Raw genomic sequence first — 15,659 nt, forward strand, 5'->3', positions numbered from 1 at the left:
TTACTTATCTAACCATAATTGCATTAAAGCTATTAAACGGTCCATATCAACCGGTTTGGTTATATAGTCGTTAGCTCCAGCCTCAATACATTTCTCTCTATCGTCCTTCATGGCTTTTGCGGTTAAAGCAATAACCGGCAAGCGCGCCCATTTACCTTGTTTGCGTATAGCACGGGTGGCTTCATAACCATCCATTTTAGGCATCATGATATCCATTAGTACAATATCAACATCAGGTATTTCATGCAGTTTTTCTAAAGCCTCTTCACCATCGTTGGCAATTTCAACAACCATATCGTAACTCTGCAAAGCACTGCTTAATGCAAAAATATTACGCATATCATCATCAACTATTAATACTTTTTTGCCTTTAACTCCTTCGCTGCCTTTAGACATAATCTTCGCTGTTGTATTTCCCTGTTGAGGGCTTGTAGTACTAATTTTATTTAAAAACAGATTCACTTCGTCAATTAACCTATCAGACGATTTATTTGTTTTAACCACCATTGCATTTGCATATTTCATCAAACGGCTAACTGATGTTTTGTCTAACTCCATAGCAGTATTGACAATTACCGGCAATGATGAAAAACGCTCAACCTCTTTAATTTTATCCAATAAATCCAATCCGGAAATATCAGGCAAATTAAGGTCCAGAATTACGCATTGGTAATCATTATTATGCAGCATGCGGAAAGCCGACTCGCCATCAAAAGCCTGATCTACCGTAATACCATTAGCTTGCATCATGTCTTTCAAAGCCTGGCTTTGCGCTTTATGATCTTCAACCAATAATATCTGTTTAAATTGAGTACCGCTATTGGCCATGATATCGCCAAATAATTTATCCAACGTACCGGTATCTATCGGCTTTTTCAGGAAGCTGATGGCACCTTCTTTACGCACGCGGTTAGCGGTAGCGTCGCCCGCCGACATTAAGTGAACCGGGATATCGGCAGTTTCAGTATCCTGTTTCAGTTCTTTTAGTATCTGCCAACCGTCTTTGCCGGGCAGCATAATATCTAATATCACCGCATCGGGCAGATTCTCTTTAATAATTTGCACCGCATTGGTTCCTTCGTTTACAATCACTGATTTATAACCATGATCCCGCGAGTAATCTTGCAGAATGGTAGCGAAGTTCTTATCGTCCTCCACAATAACCACTAACGGGTCCCGGTCATGTTTCTTCACCGCTTTAGGTAGTGGTTTAAAGGTAGGTGTAGGTTTAAAACCTTCAACAGTCGGAACGGTGTCATCTCCAGCAACTTCCACAGCTTTAGCCTGTAGCGGGATGGTCAGGATAAACTCGCTGCCCTCGCCCTGCTTACTTCTTAAAGTAATAGCACCACCTAGCAATGCTGCCAGTTCGCGGCTGATAGATAAGCCTAAACCTGTGCCTCCATACTTGCGACTGGTGGATCCGTCTGCTTGTTGGAAAGCTTCAAAAATGATCTTTTGTTTATCAGCAGGGATACCAATACCGGTATCTTTTATAGCGAAGCTAATCGTCTCGGGAGATCTGCCAGGCTCAACGTTAATAGCGATGGCACCGTGCTCCGGCGTAAATTTAAACGCATTTGATAACAAGTTCTTAATCACTTGCTCAACTCTTACTTTATCGGTAAAGATAGTTTCTGGCGAGTTTTGAATACTGGTAGTAAAGCGAATCTGTTTATGAGCTGCAACTTCGGCAAACAGGCTTTCCATATCGGCAAGGATCTCTGAAATTTTAATATCCTCGTTCTGCATATCCAGCTTGCCCGATTCTATTTTAGACAAGTCCAGAATATCGTTAATCAGTGTCAGCAAATCGTTACCTGCGTTAAATATTACGCTGGCATATTTAATCTGATCTTCTGATAGATTAGCCGGTTTATTGTCTTTTAAAATCCGCGCCAACACCAGGATGCTATTCAACGGTGTCCGCAGCTCATGGCTCATGTTAGCCAAAAACTCTGATTTATATTTACCGGTAGTTTCAAGCTCTTCTACCTTGGCATTGATGGCCGCGCGGGCCTCTTCAATAGCCTGGTTCTTTTCTTCCAGTAAACTGGCTTTTTCTTCCAGTTCGGTATTGATGGTACGCAACTCTTCTTGTTGTACACGCAATTCTTCTTCTGATGCTTCCAACATTTCCGTTTTGTTCATCAGTTCTTCATTAGTAACGCGCATTTCTTCTTGTTGCGCAGCCAATTCTTCTGCTTGCTGTTGTGTTTCTTCAAACAGTTCATGCATGATAGTACGGGCCTGTGCGGTATTTACAGAGATGCCGATGTCGTTACCAATCAATGTCAGGTAATCTTTGATCTGGTCGTTAATTCCATCGCGATAGCCAACCTCCATCACGCCTTTCAATTTTTTGTCGAAAAAGAACGGCAGGATAAAACTTTCTATGTTACCATCTAATAATATAGACGACTGCAGTTCCAGTTTATCGTTAAGTTTCCCCTTCACTACTACCGACTTACCGCTACGCGCAACCTCTCCTATCCAACCTTCGCCCAATGCTACGGTATTTTTTATAAACGTTAAATTAGAGAAAGCATAAGTGGCGTATAAATCCAGGCGTGTTTCTTTATCATTATATAAATAAATGGTTCCGGTTAATGCGCGCGTATAATTTGCTACCTCTGCTAAAATATTTTCGGTCAACTCTTTTTCGCTTTGCTGGCCCTGCATTTTCTCATTCAATAAACCGGTACCTGTTAGCAGCCAGTTTTGAGACTCGTTTTCGGCCAATACATTTTCCAGCTCTATGTTGGTGATTTTTATTTCGTCTTCGATCTTTTTCTGCTCGGCAAATGTTTTCTGGATATAGTAAAACAGCATTAAAATAATCACCAGGAATATTGCGCAACCTACTGCAATAAAAACAATTGCGTTGGTTGATGCCTTCTCAGAGCTGGCCTTGCGCGTGGCAAGCAGAATATTCTCTGTTTCTTCCACTTGGGTCAGCACCCGGCGAATAGAATCCATATTATGTTTCCCGGCAGCCAGTGTACTGTTTTGCACCATGTAATCTAAACCCTTGGTATTACGCAATTCAATATTGTCTTTCAACACATTCAGTTGTGAGTTTACCAGTTGGGTTAGCGCTTCTACCCTTTTTACCTGTATAGAATTATCCGGAATTAAACTACGCAGGTCTTCCAGGTCTGTATGAATGTTAGGTAAAGCCGCATTATATGGCTCTAAAAAGGTCGGCTTAGCGGTTGCTGCAAAGCCACGCATGCCGGTTTCGGCATCTATTAACATTTGCAATAAATTATTGGATGTCTTGATCACCTTTTGAGTATGATCAACCATTACGGTATCATCCTCTAACTGAGTGATGCTATTAAAGGATAAAAATCCGACAACAAATACCAGTATTATGGAAACGCCAAAGCCGGCCAATACCTGGTTCCTAAAAGACAATTTGAGCATCTATAGATAGTTTGGTTTACAAATATGTAAAAAAAGTTTTGCTGATTTAAAAGCCAAAGATGTTAAAACAGCGCAATTTGATTATTGTTGACGCTGTTTATTAACAATTAGAGCTAACGCGAATATTTTGAGGTTTTCACCATTGAACCGGCCAGAGCAAGAATCGGACCGACGAATAATAAATACCATCCCCACTTAAATTTGATCTGGCTGGTTAAAAAACCGGCTATAGATTTGAAGGGCAAAAAACTAAAGCTGGTATGCACTTTCAGGTAAGCTGCTACAAATAATGCGAACACCAACACTAACGAAATCCAGCCGGTTAAGCGCACCAACTGTACGCGGGTTAGTATCACTCCTAAAATGCCTACTACAGAGATCAACAGGATAACCATACCATACGGACGGTTAAGGTCATATACATCCATATTAAACAAATGGAACGGGCGCAATAACGGGCACCAGGTACCGGCCATTAATAGCACAAAGCCTATAAACGATACTAATGAGGGTAAGCGCATAGCGTAATATTAGGTTCTTGGGATTTGCATTTTCTCGGCGAAGTGGTCGCAATAGTCGCGCAGGTCCTCGATGATATTTTTCTCGCCCGTAGCGCGCAAAAAGCTGTCGCCCATGGTCATCAGGGTTTGAAAGAAGAAAATCTTCATTTCGTCGACAGACATGTCTTTTGTCCAAAGATCAATACGCATAGCATTTTTATAGTTATGATCCCAAAGGGCCAGCATCATTGATTTTACAGGCACCGCCTCTTTGTTGTCAGAATCTGTTGATTCCCAAAGCAAGCTTTCAGGAACGTTATTGTCGTCAAGTTGTACGGTAACTTTTATCTCGGCGGTTTTCATTGAATGTTATTTAACAATTAAAAATATTATAGCGGCCAAAGTTATAAAGCTTAGCTCAATGAGCCATAACTTTTTGGTGTCTGGAAAGAAATTACGGAACATTATATCCATAAATGACACTACAAAAGCAAATAGCAGAAAAATAAGACTGATGGCGCCACTCAAATGCGGATATTTCAGGCCGGTAACGGCCGCACCGTATATCCAGGTATATACGCAAAGAAACAGGAAAAAGGCAGTGGCAAAATTTAGCGGGGTAATTTTTATTTTCATTATGATTGAAATCTCTATTCTATTTGTCATCTCGATCGTAGGGAGAGATCTATACACAGAACAGTAATCAGCATATGTATAGATTTCTCGCTGCCGCTCGAAATGACAAGCTGTTGTATTTTAATGTTTCTTTTTAAAATTTCTAGGTTTAAATTTTTTAACCTGACCTACCTGCCCTACGCGCTTTGCTTTTTCGGCATCAAATTTCTTGCGCTGATTCAAAGTTTTCTTTTCATGGAAGGCACCTTTAAAGTCGGGGTCATCGCGGCGTTTTTGCATATCGACCTCTTTGGCCTGATCCTGGCGTTCTTCGTACGGTGTTTCTTCTATAAAAACTTCTGCAGGAATAGCGAAAACAGGGATAGTCTGGCGAATCAACTTCTGTATTTTATTGAGGTAATATTCCTCAGCCGGATTACAAAAAGTGATAGCAGTGCCCGATTGCAATGCCCTGCCGGTGCGACCAATACGGTGCACATAGTCTTCAATGACTACAGGCACATCAAAGTTTATCACGTGGCTTACATCACTCACATCAATACCGCGCGATGCCACGTCGGTTGCTACAAGAATCTTTACGTCATCATTCTTAAAGGCGTTCATGGAGTTAATGCGCGTGTTTTGCCCTTTATTTGCGTGTAATACTCTCACCTCGCCCTCACCAAATTTGCGTAACAAAAATTTGTAAACGTCCTCTGCCGCGGTGCGGGTTTTGCAGAATATCATTAGCTTAGTAATGTCGCCTTCATCTTTCAATAATTCGCGCAGCAGATTGATCTTGGTTTTCATGTTGGGTACATGAAAAACCTTCTGCTCAACAGTCTGTGCCGGAGTAGCCTGCGGGGTAACTTCTATCACCGTAGGAAACTCCAAAAAATTACCCGATAACTGATGTATCTTATCAGACATCGTAGCAGAGAACAGCAGGTTCTGTCTTTTAACAGGTACTACTTCCAGTATGCGATTGATTTGCGGCATAAAGCCCATATCCATCATCTTGTCCGCCTCATCCAGAACTAATACCTGTAAAGTTTTAGTAACGATATGGCCTGCCAAATAGATGTCCATGAAACGGCCCGGCGTTGCCACAATGATATCTACACCCTTGTTGATATTTTCTATCTGTGTTTTAGGGCCAAGGCCACCGTAAACAGAAACCATACGCAAATCAGTATATTTAGCGTACGCTTTTACATTCTCCTCAATCTGCATCGCCAGCTCGCGGGTTGGCGCTATAATAAGCGCACGGGCGTGGTCGCCCTGTGCATATTTTAGCCGCATTATGATAGGTAATACATAGGCCGCGGTTTTACCGGTACCTGTTTGCGCAATACCCATAACATCCTGCCCGTTCAAAATTGGCGGCATAGCTTTTAGCTGTACGGGCGTGGGTTCGGTGTAGCCGGCATCGGCAATGGCATTTAAAATTTGCCGGTTAAATTTAAAATCCTCAAAGGTTGCTGCCATGCCGCAAAGATAGGTTTCTTTGAGGCGAAAGGCGAAAGGTTAAAGCCGAAAGCTTTTTTACTATAGCAATATTGATTACAAAACCTCTATTTTTACCCCGATGCAGGCAGATAGAGAAATACAAAAATGGACCTTAATTAAAGAAGAAGATATATCACCAAGTCCATGGTTCCCGCTGGTAAAGCATACCGTTAAACTGGCTAACGGTACTATTATTGACGACTATTATTACTCTCCCCTGGGAGACGTAGCACAGGTGCTTGCAGTAACTAAAAACAAAGAAGTGATATTGGTAAAACAGTACAAACACGCTCTGGGGCAGGTGCTGATTGAGCTGCCCGGTGGTATACAGCAAAAAAACAAATCCATATTAGAGTCGGCAGTAAACGAGTTGGAAGAAGAGACCGGCGTTAAAGCATCTACCGATCAATTGATCTCTTTAGGAAAGATTGCCAACAACCCCACTAAGCTTAACCAGGTAACCTATGGTTTTATTTTGTTTGATGCTGAGTTTAATTCAACACAAAAATTGGACACTACCGAAGACATACAGATCATAACCAAACCCGCTCCCGAGGTTTTGAAGATGGCCATCAATGGCGAAATCTGGGTAACTGACTCTTTGAATTTTATTTTGAAAGCGGCATTAGCGTATCCGGATATTTTTGAGTTAGATAAAAGGTAGAGCATTTATATATTTGTAACATGGCATCCATCCTCATCAAAGCAGCAACTATAGTTAACGAGCATAAGCAATTTGTAGCCGACATATTGGTAAAGGATGGCCTAATCGAAAAGATAGCGCCAAATATTGATGCACAAGCCGATAAAGTGATCAATGCCGAGGGGCTATATCTGTTCCCCGGCGCTATTGACGACCAGGTTCATTTCCGCGAGCCGGGGCTGACACATAAGGCTAATATTCATTCCGAATCTCGTGCGGCGGTGGCGGGGGGCATTACTTCTTTTATGGAGATGCCCAATACGGTGCCTAATGCACTGACCCAAGAATTACTGGAAGATAAATACCAGATAGCCGCACAAAACTCGCTCGCTAATTACTCTTTCTTCATGGGTGCATCTAACAACAACCTGGATGAAGTTTTGCGTACCGACGAAAAAAATGTCTGTGGTATCAAAGTTTTCATGGGCTCATCAACCGGGAATATGCTGGTTGATAATCCGGTTACTTTAGAACATTTGTTCTCGCAATCACCCATGTTGATTGCCACTCATTGTGAGGACGAAGCGACCATCCAAAGCAACCTGGCGCATTTTAAGCAATTACTGGGCGATAATATCCCGGTACGATTACACCCAAAAATTCGCAGTGAGGAAGCCTGTTATTTATCGTCATCAATGGCTGTCGCGTTAGCGAAAAAGTATAATACACGCCTGCATATTCTGCATATATCTACCGAAAAAGAAACACATCTTTTTGAAAACACTACGCCATTAAAAGATAAACGCATTACTGCCGAGGCTTGCGTGCATCACTTATGGTTCAGCAATAAAGATTATGAAACCAAAGGCAACCTGATTAAATGGAACCCGGCGGTGAAAACTGAGCATGACCGCGATGGTATTTTAAAAGCGGTATTAGACGGCCGCATTGATGTTATTGCCACAGACCACGCTCCGCATACCATTGAAGAAAAGGCACTCCCCTACCTGCAAGCCCCATCCGGCGGACCATTGGTGCAACATGCGTTGGTAGCTATGCTGGAGTTGTACCATCACGGCAAAATAACGTTAGAGCAGATTGCCGAAAAGATGGCGCATAATGTTGCCACCTGCTTTCAGATAGAGAAACGCGGCTTCATTCGCGAGGGCTATTTTGCCGACCTCGTATTGGCCGACTTAAATAAACCGTGGCAGGTTCAAAAAGACAACATCCTTTACAAATGCGGCTGGAGTCCGTTTGAGGGGACTACTTTCCGCTCATCAGTTAAACATACCATTGTATCAGGCAACCTGGCCTGGAGCGATGGTAAATTGGTGAGTGATATTAGTGGTAAGCGTTTGAGTTTTGAGCGGTAGCTAATCTATTGTCATTGCGAGCGTAGCGTGGCAATCGCACGCGTTTAAGCTTTTCTCCGTGCGATTGCCACGCTACGCTCGCAATGATAACTTTATTACTTCACTTCACCACCCTCTACCATTTCTTTCATTTTACCAAAAATATATTGCCAGTTAGATTCTGAGTGCTCTTTAGCAGCTTCGTCTTTCACATTTTCCTGGCTTATTTCTAATGTGGTGACGCGCTCGTTTTCACCTAGTTTGTAACTAACAAACTGATAGTTTTCGGGCTTGTCTTCGGTACCGCTCATGGTACTCCAATAACTGTATTTCACGTAGCTTCCGGGAGTAATTTCCAGAATCTTACCATGATCCTGATAGGTTTTTCCTTCCCATTCGCCGGTCCAGGTAATATCGCTCCCAACTTGCCAGTCTGATTGCTGGTGAGTTCCAAAAAAGTATTGTTTAACAATTTCAGGGTCGGTTAATGCTTTCCAAACCAATGCCGCCGGGGCGTTAATAACGAGCGATGTTTTCAAATTGATGTTTGTCATAACAGGTTGATTTAATTATAATTTGATTATTATTTAGTGTTGCCAACGGGTATTTAATCATCTCGAACCTAATCAGTTCAAAATCATCTGCCTGTATCTCGAAAAAGCCTACACGGAAAGGATATCCCCATGATTTTTTATTGGTGATAAAATCAAGGTCGTTTACTAATGGTGCAATGGGCGTATCCCGGCATTGATAAAACTCTACATTGCGCCTGTAGGGCACAAAATCTTCGCTCATTTTATGCTGATAAACGTCGTCGTCAACAGCGCGGCCAATTGCCGTAAATGCCTGGCAGGGTACACTGCCTGCGTAAGTTTGTTTAGGAGAATAAAATATAATCCAGTCGTTCTTCTGTATGCGCTTAAGCGGACCAGCCTTGCCATGGTTAGCTTGCATAAAGCCACCGGCAATGCCATTAACTAAATGATCTTTTGATACTACGGTTATCCAATATCGGGTATTTGTTTCCATGCTATTAATGTTTAATAACACAAAATTAGTGCCCTTATTGACAGCCCTATGTCAGTAGCTTATAGAAAAATTGCGCTGCATTAGTTTTTCGGTGATCTCGCGCACGCGGTCGTGCAGGCTATCGGGCGAAATAATCTCGGCGCTTTCGCCAAACATCATGTACCAGTGGGCAAAACCCTCCATCGAGGCGGTTAAGAAAGTCATTTCTATAGTGTCTCCAATTCGCTTTTCAGAGATAAAACCACTATAATATTTTTGGCTTTCCAGGTGCGAATGAATGTCTTTATCAACCAAAATCACTACGGCATCCAATTCTTTCTCTTTTGTTTTTTGGGCGATGTAATCTTTTAGCGATGGATGCTCGTCGGTATAATGTTCATCAATAGTGGCCAGGTTTTTAACACGGTCTATCCTAAAATCGCGATAAGCTTTTCGTAAACGGCAATAGGCAATCAAGTGCCAGGCCCCGCTCATAAAAAATATCCCTACAGGTTCTACAAAGCGTTTGGTATGTTCCTGGCTATGCTGGGCAAAATAATTAAGCGACAATACTTTTTTCTGCGAGATAGCCTGCAAAATAGGCTGAATGTGATCTGCCCCTGCCATTTCGGGCATGTTCATACTTTTTACTACCTCTATCCTGCCGTCCATACTTTCCAGCATATCCTTCTCGGCAGTCTTAAGTATAGCGCGCACTTTATACATGGCCGATTTATATTGCGCGGCGGTGGAGGCATCGGTTAAAGTTTCTACAAATTTCTCGGCGGTCAAAAAGGCTGTAGCCTCTTCTTTAGTAAACATAACCGGCGGTAAACGATAGCCATCCATGATGGAGTAGCCTACGCCGGCCTCGCCTATCAAGGGTATACCTGCTTCTTCCAAAGTCTTCACATCGCGGTAAACCGTACGCAGGCTGATATTAAAACGCTCGGCAATATCAGACGCTTTTACCACTCTACGCGATTGTAGTTGGATCAAAATAGCAGATATACGGTCGATGCGGTTCATAATGCCAAATTAAAAAAACCTGCGTACATTTGGATAAATTATCTCATACCTATGCAAGATAAGATAGTAACCTTAAGCTCTTATTACGATTTAATGGAGGCTGAAATCATCCTCGGTCGCCTGAAAGCTAACGACATCCAATGTTTTATTGCCGATGACAACGTGATGTCTGCCAATCCATTTTACAACCAGGCCATGGGCGGCATTAAGATCAAAGTATTTGAGCATGACCTTGAATTGTGCCGGCAAGTGCTGGGCGAGGAAGTTATAGCTGTTGAAAATGTTTCGCTCACCACCTGCCCTGTTTGCCAGTCGACTGATGTTTTTTACGGCCCGGCTCCGGCTACCCGTAATTGGCTTTCTATCGCTATTTCTACGTTATTTCTTGGTGCGTACCCGGTCTATCTGGAAAGAACGTGGATCTGCAAACACTGTGGCGCAAATTTTAAACAGGGCGAGGAAAAAGCTAACGGCGTAGTTTAATTTCCGACCAACTTTGAGCAGAGCAGCAATGCTATACATCGTCAAATCAAAAATCCTGCTTATATTGGGATAAATATAACCTCACCAATGGAAGACAAAATAGTAACGCTGGATACCTTCATGGACTTTATGCAGGCAGAGTTTGCATTAGGCAAACTGCAAACCGCCGGTATACAATGCTTTATGGACGAAAACGCCACAAACATTTATCCTTTATATACCGATGCCCTGGGCGCTTACAAAATAAAAGTATTTGAGCGCGATCTGGAAAAATGCCGGGAGATCCTATCTCAGGACAAAGACGCAGATTAGCCTCTGCCTTAGCCTTTATTGTAACTCTAAAACTTTAAATCCTATTTTTTATATTGCCTAAATGTACAACCGCCGAAAATTCATCAAAGTATCATCCATTAGCGCATCATTAACCGCGCTGTCAGCATCAGCTATAGCTAAAAAGGTTTTAAGCAAATCTGCAGCTGCGAACTTTCCTATCGTAATATCAACCTGGGATTTTGGTGTAGCCGCTAACCAGGGAGCCTGGAAAATTTTATCAAAAGGTGGCCGGTCATTAGATGCTGTTGAAGCCGGTGCAAGAATCCCCGAGGCTGATATGAAAAACCACAGCGTGGGCCGCGCCGGTTATCCTGACAGAGACGGGCATGTTACCCTTGATGCTTGCATTATGGATGAGCAGGGCAATTGTGGAGCCGTAGCCGGTATGGAAGATATAGCACACCCCATATCGGTAGCGCGTGCGGTAATGGAAAAAACGCCACATGTTTTACTGGTGGGCGACGGCGCCAGGCAATTTGCTATTGAGCAAGGCTTTAAAAAAGAAAAATTATTGACACCGGAATCAGAAAAAGCCTGGAAGAAATGGCTGGTAAAACATGAGTATAAGCCGGTAATGAATATAGAAAACGAGATGCCGGGCGGTAAGTCTAATCACGATACCATAGGCATGCTGGCTATTGATGCTAAAGGGAATATATCAGGCGCTTGTACTACCAGCGGTATGGCCTGGAAAATGCATGGCCGGGTTGGCGACAGCCCTATTATTGGTGCGGGGCTGTATGTAGACAACGAAGTTGGCGGCGCTACATCAACTGGTGTAGGCGAAGAAGTGATCCGCAATGTAGGCAGCTTTCTGGTGGTTGAACTGATGCGCCAGGGCTATAGCCCGCAGGATGCTTGTAAAGAAGCTTGCCATCGTATTATTAAACGGAAACCGGACACGGTAAAAGAGATACAGGTTGGATTTTTAGCCATCAACAAAAAAGGCGAATATGGCGCTTACGCACTGCATAAAGGTTTTACTTTTGCCGTTTGCGATGCCAACAAACAAGATTTGATCATCCCGGGAAAATATTTTTACGAAACGGTAAAAGATTAGTATTTTACCAATAATTTATATTTACCTGGTAATTAACCCCCAATTTATCATGGTCGCTCTTGAAGTATGTGCTAATTCAATTACTTCGGCATTAGCTGCCCAGGAAGGCGGCGCTGTACGTGTTGAATTATGCGATAACCTGTATGCCGGAGGTACAACCCCCTCGCCCGGGCAAATTACCGTAGCACGCAAATTGTTAAACATCAAATTATATATATTGATCCGTCCGCGTGGCGCTGATTTTTTGTACGATGATATAGAGTTTGAAACGATGATAACTGACGTGCAATACTGCATTAATGCGGGCTGCGATGGCATTGTAACGGGAATATTGAAAGCCGATGGAACCGTAGATAAGGAACGTAACCGGACATTAGTACAAATGGCGACAAAAGCAGGCCTTGGTGCAACCTTTCACCGCGCGTTTGATATGTGTGCCGATTATTCGCAAGCGCTAGAAGATATCATTGAATTGGGTTTTGAGCGAATCTTAACCTCGGGTGGTAAAAGTACAGCCGTAGAAGGATCTCGCACCATTGCAGAATTGGTTAAACAAGCCAATGGCCGTATCTCCATTATGGCAGGCAGCGGCTTAACAGAAATAAACGCCGCCGACCTGGTTCTTTTTACCGGCGTGCACGAAATCCATGGCACACTACAATCGCGCGTTCAAAGCAAAATGCAATACGCTAATGACCATATTATCATGGGTAGCACCATTGGCGACGAATATGCTATAGAGGTTACTGATGCAGAGCGCGTAAGGAGTGTTATTGCAAAAGTAAACGAAGCGTTAAATCGTTAAAAGAAAGTCACCGGTAAAACTAGCTCCACCACGTTAGGTCCGGCACCGCCAAACAAATCACGGTCCAGCAAATGGCTGTAGCGTACGCCAAAAGTGAGCGATTGCTGATTAAACCATTTAGTATCAAAATACAAAGTTCCGCCTACTGATTTAAAATCTGCGCTTTGCAAAGCAGTGTTACTCACGTAAAAATTGCCCCGGGTATAATCAAAAAACACATCACCTCTTATCCGCATAAAATAAACCGTATTGGCTACGCCTGCATCCGGATACGCTATAGGGAAATGATAATCTGCGCCTGCTTTATCCATTTTATGCAAATTCTCGGCAGTATAGCCCCGGCTAAACGGAAAATCATTAGAGTAACTAATCACGTTTTCCTGCCCTTTGATCTGGTACGCACCAGTTAAGATCAGGTTATGATTGGTAGACAAGCCCGGCAGGTATAAAGTTCCTACCGCGGTGGCTTGGGTAGCAGTTAAACTACTTATTGCGGCTTTATAGTTTAATGATATAGTCTCGCCAAAACGAGGATAGATATTTTGCTGTGCTTGTTGGATGTGATTGTTAAAGATGATGGAGTTATCTAAATAACTATAAGAAATATCAAATATTTTCTGGTAAGTATCCTGGAAAGAAGTAGCCGCAAAGTGCACCGATGACGAAAATGTTAAGCCGGTCAGATTTCTGCCCGAGCTAAAATTAAGCGGCAGCTGTAAGCCGGCATACACATCGCTTTCATTCCAAAAGATATTAACGCCTTGATAAAACGCACGGCGATCAAGCGTGTAATCAAATCCACCAATAATATAAGGATACAACCCACCATAGGCAGCGGCGAAACCAAATTCTTTATAGCCTTCGTCGCGGTTATAATTAAACGCAATCTCAGATTGAAAAGTGTTCAACACGTTCTCCCCTTCTAACGTTACGGTATAGTTCGGGTCACTAAAATCAGGCGTCAGGCTGTGAAAATTGAATAAATGATAAGCCTTGTTGTAATTGGTAACCGGCTGCGGTTTATTCGGGATAGTTGGTAATAAATCAGCAGAAGTATCTCGCGCTAAACTTGAGATATTAAATGCCGATAATCCACCAGGGATCTTGTTTGTCTCTATAGCGGTCCATTTGCCGGTTGCATTATCTGCTTGCTTAATTTTATAGCCATAGGCCGTAAATTCTACCCAGGCAAGTTTGTTATCAGTAACTGTTGGCTGGTATTTATTCAACCCGGTTTGATCTGTGGCATATAGTTTTCCGGTGGTAACGTTCATCGCAAACAAACGGTCGTTAACCCCGGAAGTAGCCGAGAAATAAACCATATCGCCGCGCACGGTTGGAAATGCTATAGGCTGGAAAGAAAAGGCCAATAGCGGTTTAATATCTCCCGACTTAATATCTATCAACCCCAGGCTCATTTTACCCTGTGTATCGCGAATGGGCGCTACAAGCTGAGTCTCGTTGTAAAACTTTGGATAAGTAAAGAAATAGTTTTTCGGGTTAGGAATAGCCGCAATCACTTTACCATCCTCAGCGCTCAGTATCTCTAGCTTGTTTGAACCATACGGATCTACCTTAACTGCAACAACCTGGCTGCCGTCTTTATTCAACGACGGCGAGAAGTATTTGCTGCGGTGTGTTAGCACCTTTTCCTCGCCGGTTTTTACATCTAATAAGCGCAACTCGCTAAAATCACGATATCCCCAACGTACATCTGAGCGCAACGACGGATAAACAATTTTACCATTACTGTAATCAAAATAGTTATCCAGCGATACGGCGCGGGTACCGATCTTACGTTCAACACCATTGGTGCTAATAACAAATTGTGTTAGATCTTTGAAAGTACTTTTAACATAGACAATGGTGTTATCATCAACAAAAGCGGGATACTCCTGGCTGGCGTAAGGGCTGTTATCTTTGTTCTGCTCATCTTTATCATAAATGGATTTAAAGTGATCAAAACCCGCTTTGGTAAACTGGTCAAAATTTTGACCTGAATAGCGCTTAATACCATTTTGCATCGGGAAGAAAAGCCCACGATATGATGCAGCGTCATGTGTTACATTTTTCCAAAAGTCGTCGCCGTATTTTTCGCGGCCGTAGGATACCATCATGTAGCCCATGGGGTACCAGTCGGGTATGTAATCAACCAATGACCCATTACGCAACTTCATCCAGCTATAATTTTTATCAGCGGCCCACAACGCACGATAACCGTTATAAAAATAAGGTATGCGGCCCCTGCCCTGCTGGCTTACATGGGTTTCGTTAAAAACAGCATCGCCCTCAAAAAACCAGTTGGGTATTGCTATGTCATTACCCAAGGCCTGGCCGCCTTCGCCAAACACGGTGTGCAGCGCTTTTGACAGGCCCACATTAAAGTTGTTGTATTGCTGCACATGCCTGAATTCGTGGATAGCCAGCTGATCTGCCCAGGGCAAGCTGCCTATCTCGAAACTATTCTGATCGGGTGTTAAATAAAACTCGCTTCTAAAAGGCGCTAAACCCACATAAGCGTTGGACACTGTGGTTTGATTTTGCAGCAGTATGCTTACCTGCCTTTGTTTATAACCAATGGTAGGCTTCACTGCAGGATTGATCCGGCTGATGATATCTGCCACCCTTGATCCGATAGAATCCATCCCCGCAGGAAAGATAACTTTGGCAGCCGGTGTATTTACCTGCTTCCATCTGATAGATGGCGGATTACCGCCAAACTCCTGGGCACGGGCAAGCGTAGCCACGCTCAGTAGTATTGTCAGTAAAAGTATTTTCGGATTGGTTTTTATAATCAGCATTAACGCGAATGTTGAGCAAAGTAATAAACAAATATTCAATTCACAATAACATGACATACTGTGCATCAAAACTAACTACATTTGCCCTT

15 protein-coding genes are annotated in these 15,659 nt (G+C 42.9%); 6 read left to right on the top strand and 9 right to left on the bottom strand.

The genetic code is table 11. From position 1 onward, the window contains the following. From HB679_RS06210 to HB679_RS06230, 5 genes are all read right to left on the bottom strand, one after another. A complete protein-coding gene (locus HB679_RS06210) occupies positions 1-3,429 on the bottom strand; it encodes a response regulator (RefSeq protein WP_214071063.1) in 3,429 nt (1,142 codons plus the stop codon). 113 nt (positions 3,430-3,542) lie between these two features. Beyond that, positions 3,543-3,950 (bottom strand): hypothetical protein, encoded by a 408-nt coding sequence (locus HB679_RS06215; RefSeq protein ID WP_214071064.1) that lies wholly within the window; start codon positions 3,948-3,950, stop codon positions 3,543-3,545. 9 nt (positions 3,951-3,959) lie between these two features. After that, the gene (gldC, locus tag HB679_RS06220; protein WP_214071065.1) at positions 3,960-4,292 is read right to left on the bottom strand and encodes a gliding motility protein GldC; all 333 of its coding nucleotides are present in this window, start codon (positions 4,290-4,292) and stop codon (positions 3,960-3,962) included. 6 nt (positions 4,293-4,298) lie between these two features. Beyond that, complete coding sequence (locus HB679_RS06225; RefSeq protein ID WP_214071066.1) at positions 4,299-4,565, bottom strand: hypothetical protein; 267 nt, start codon at positions 4,563-4,565, stop codon at positions 4,299-4,301. A gap of 120 nt (positions 4,566-4,685) precedes the next feature. After that, positions 4,686-6,032 (bottom strand): DEAD/DEAH box helicase, encoded by a 1,347-nt coding sequence (locus HB679_RS06230; protein WP_214071067.1) that lies wholly within the window; start codon positions 6,030-6,032, stop codon positions 4,686-4,688. Between the two features lie 100 nt (positions 6,033-6,132). Here HB679_RS06230 and HB679_RS06235 point away from each other — a divergent pair, with 100 nt between their 5' ends. Continuing rightward, a complete protein-coding gene (locus HB679_RS06235) occupies positions 6,133-6,717 on the top strand; it encodes an NUDIX hydrolase (protein WP_214071068.1) in 585 nt (194 codons plus the stop codon). A 20-nt stretch (positions 6,718-6,737) separates the two neighbouring features. After that, positions 6,738-8,072: a dihydroorotase gene (locus HB679_RS06240; RefSeq protein ID WP_214071069.1), complete on the top strand. Its 1,335-nt coding sequence runs from the start codon at positions 6,738-6,740 to the stop codon at positions 8,070-8,072. A gap of 95 nt (positions 8,073-8,167) precedes the next feature. Here the strand turns inward: HB679_RS06240 and HB679_RS06245 are convergent, their stop codons facing one another. The 3 genes from HB679_RS06245 to HB679_RS06255 are packed head-to-tail and all read right to left on the bottom strand — an operon-like array spanning position 8,168 to position 10,088. Continuing rightward, positions 8,168-8,605, bottom strand: coding sequence for an SRPBCC family protein (locus HB679_RS06245; RefSeq protein ID WP_214071070.1), 438 nt, complete (start codon positions 8,603-8,605; stop codon positions 8,168-8,170). Continuing rightward, entirely contained in the window at positions 8,568-9,080 is a 513-nt protein-coding gene (locus HB679_RS06250; protein ID WP_214071071.1) for an EVE domain-containing protein, read from the bottom strand. Before HB679_RS06250 ends, HB679_RS06245 begins: the two co-directional genes overlap by 38 nt. Before the next feature lie 51 nt (positions 9,081-9,131). Next, positions 9,132-10,088, bottom strand: coding sequence for a YafY family protein (locus tag HB679_RS06255; protein WP_214071072.1), 957 nt, complete (start codon positions 10,086-10,088; stop codon positions 9,132-9,134). Between the two features lie 51 nt (positions 10,089-10,139). Between HB679_RS06255 and HB679_RS06260 the strand changes: the two genes are divergently transcribed. The 4 genes from HB679_RS06260 to HB679_RS06275 all read left to right on the top strand — a co-directional run bounded on the left by HB679_RS06260 (position 10,140) and on the right by HB679_RS06275 (position 12,769). Beyond that, positions 10,140-10,571, top strand: coding sequence for a DUF2007 domain-containing protein (locus HB679_RS06260; RefSeq protein WP_214071073.1), 432 nt, complete (start codon positions 10,140-10,142; stop codon positions 10,569-10,571). A gap of 87 nt (positions 10,572-10,658) precedes the next feature. Continuing rightward, a complete protein-coding gene (locus tag HB679_RS06265) occupies positions 10,659-10,883 on the top strand; it encodes a DUF2007 domain-containing protein (RefSeq protein WP_214071074.1) in 225 nt (74 codons plus the stop codon). Between the two features lie 61 nt (positions 10,884-10,944). Then, complete coding sequence (locus HB679_RS06270) at positions 10,945-11,964, top strand: N(4)-(beta-N-acetylglucosaminyl)-L-asparaginase (protein ID WP_214071075.1); 1,020 nt, start codon at positions 10,945-10,947, stop codon at positions 11,962-11,964. 49 nt (positions 11,965-12,013) lie between these two features. Then, positions 12,014-12,769 (top strand): copper homeostasis protein CutC, encoded by a 756-nt coding sequence (locus tag HB679_RS06275; protein ID WP_214071076.1) that lies wholly within the window; start codon positions 12,014-12,016, stop codon positions 12,767-12,769. Here HB679_RS06275 and HB679_RS06280 read toward each other — a convergent pair. Beyond that, positions 12,766-15,570 carry a hypothetical protein gene (locus tag HB679_RS06280; protein ID WP_214071077.1) on the bottom strand — a complete coding sequence of 935 codons (2,805 nt, stop codon included), beginning with the start codon at positions 15,568-15,570 and terminating at the stop codon, positions 12,766-12,768. The two genes, HB679_RS06275 and HB679_RS06280, sit on opposite strands and share 4 nt — an antisense overlap. Positions 15,571-15,659 lie beyond the last annotated feature (89 nt).

The sequence above is a fragment of the Mucilaginibacter sp. dw_454 genome (assembly GCF_018449775.1).
Classification (GTDB): Bacteria; Bacteroidota; Bacteroidia; order Sphingobacteriales; family Sphingobacteriaceae; genus Mucilaginibacter.

Excerpts from the sequence above, each read along its gene's own strand:
- HB679_RS06255 (WP_214071072.1), bottom strand. The coding sequence starts at position 10,088 with ATGAACCGCATCGACCGTATATCTGCTATTTTGATCCAACTACAATCG.
- HB679_RS06230 (WP_214071067.1), bottom strand. The coding sequence starts at position 6,032 with ATGGCAGCAACCTTTGAGGATTTTAAATTTAACCGGCAAATTTTAAAT.
- HB679_RS06250 (WP_214071071.1), bottom strand. The coding sequence starts at position 9,080 with ATGGAAACAAATACCCGATATTGGATAACCGTAGTATCAAAAGATCAT.
- HB679_RS06270 (WP_214071075.1), top strand. The coding sequence starts at position 10,945 with ATGTACAACCGCCGAAAATTCATCAAAGTATCATCCATTAGCGCATCA.
- HB679_RS06275 (WP_214071076.1), top strand. The coding sequence starts at position 12,014 with ATGGTCGCTCTTGAAGTATGTGCTAATTCAATTACTTCGGCATTAGCT.
- HB679_RS06225 (WP_214071066.1), bottom strand. The coding sequence starts at position 4,565 with ATGAAAATAAAAATTACCCCGCTAAATTTTGCCACTGCCTTTTTCCTG.
- HB679_RS06260 (WP_214071073.1), top strand. The coding sequence starts at position 10,140 with ATGCAAGATAAGATAGTAACCTTAAGCTCTTATTACGATTTAATGGAG.
- HB679_RS06245 (WP_214071070.1), bottom strand. The coding sequence starts at position 8,605 with ATGACAAACATCAATTTGAAAACATCGCTCGTTATTAACGCCCCGGCG.
- HB679_RS06215 (WP_214071064.1), bottom strand. The coding sequence starts at position 3,950 with ATGCGCTTACCCTCATTAGTATCGTTTATAGGCTTTGTGCTATTAATG.
- HB679_RS06265 (WP_214071074.1), top strand. The coding sequence starts at position 10,659 with ATGGAAGACAAAATAGTAACGCTGGATACCTTCATGGACTTTATGCAG.
- gldC (WP_214071065.1), bottom strand. The coding sequence starts at position 4,292 with ATGAAAACCGCCGAGATAAAAGTTACCGTACAACTTGACGACAATAAC.
- HB679_RS06210 (WP_214071063.1), bottom strand. The coding sequence starts at position 3,429 with ATGCTCAAATTGTCTTTTAGGAACCAGGTATTGGCCGGCTTTGGCGTT.
- HB679_RS06280 (WP_214071077.1), bottom strand. The coding sequence starts at position 15,570 with ATGCTGATTATAAAAACCAATCCGAAAATACTTTTACTGACAATACTA.
- HB679_RS06235 (WP_214071068.1), top strand. The coding sequence starts at position 6,133 with ATGCAGGCAGATAGAGAAATACAAAAATGGACCTTAATTAAAGAAGAA.
- HB679_RS06240 (WP_214071069.1), top strand. The coding sequence starts at position 6,738 with ATGGCATCCATCCTCATCAAAGCAGCAACTATAGTTAACGAGCATAAG.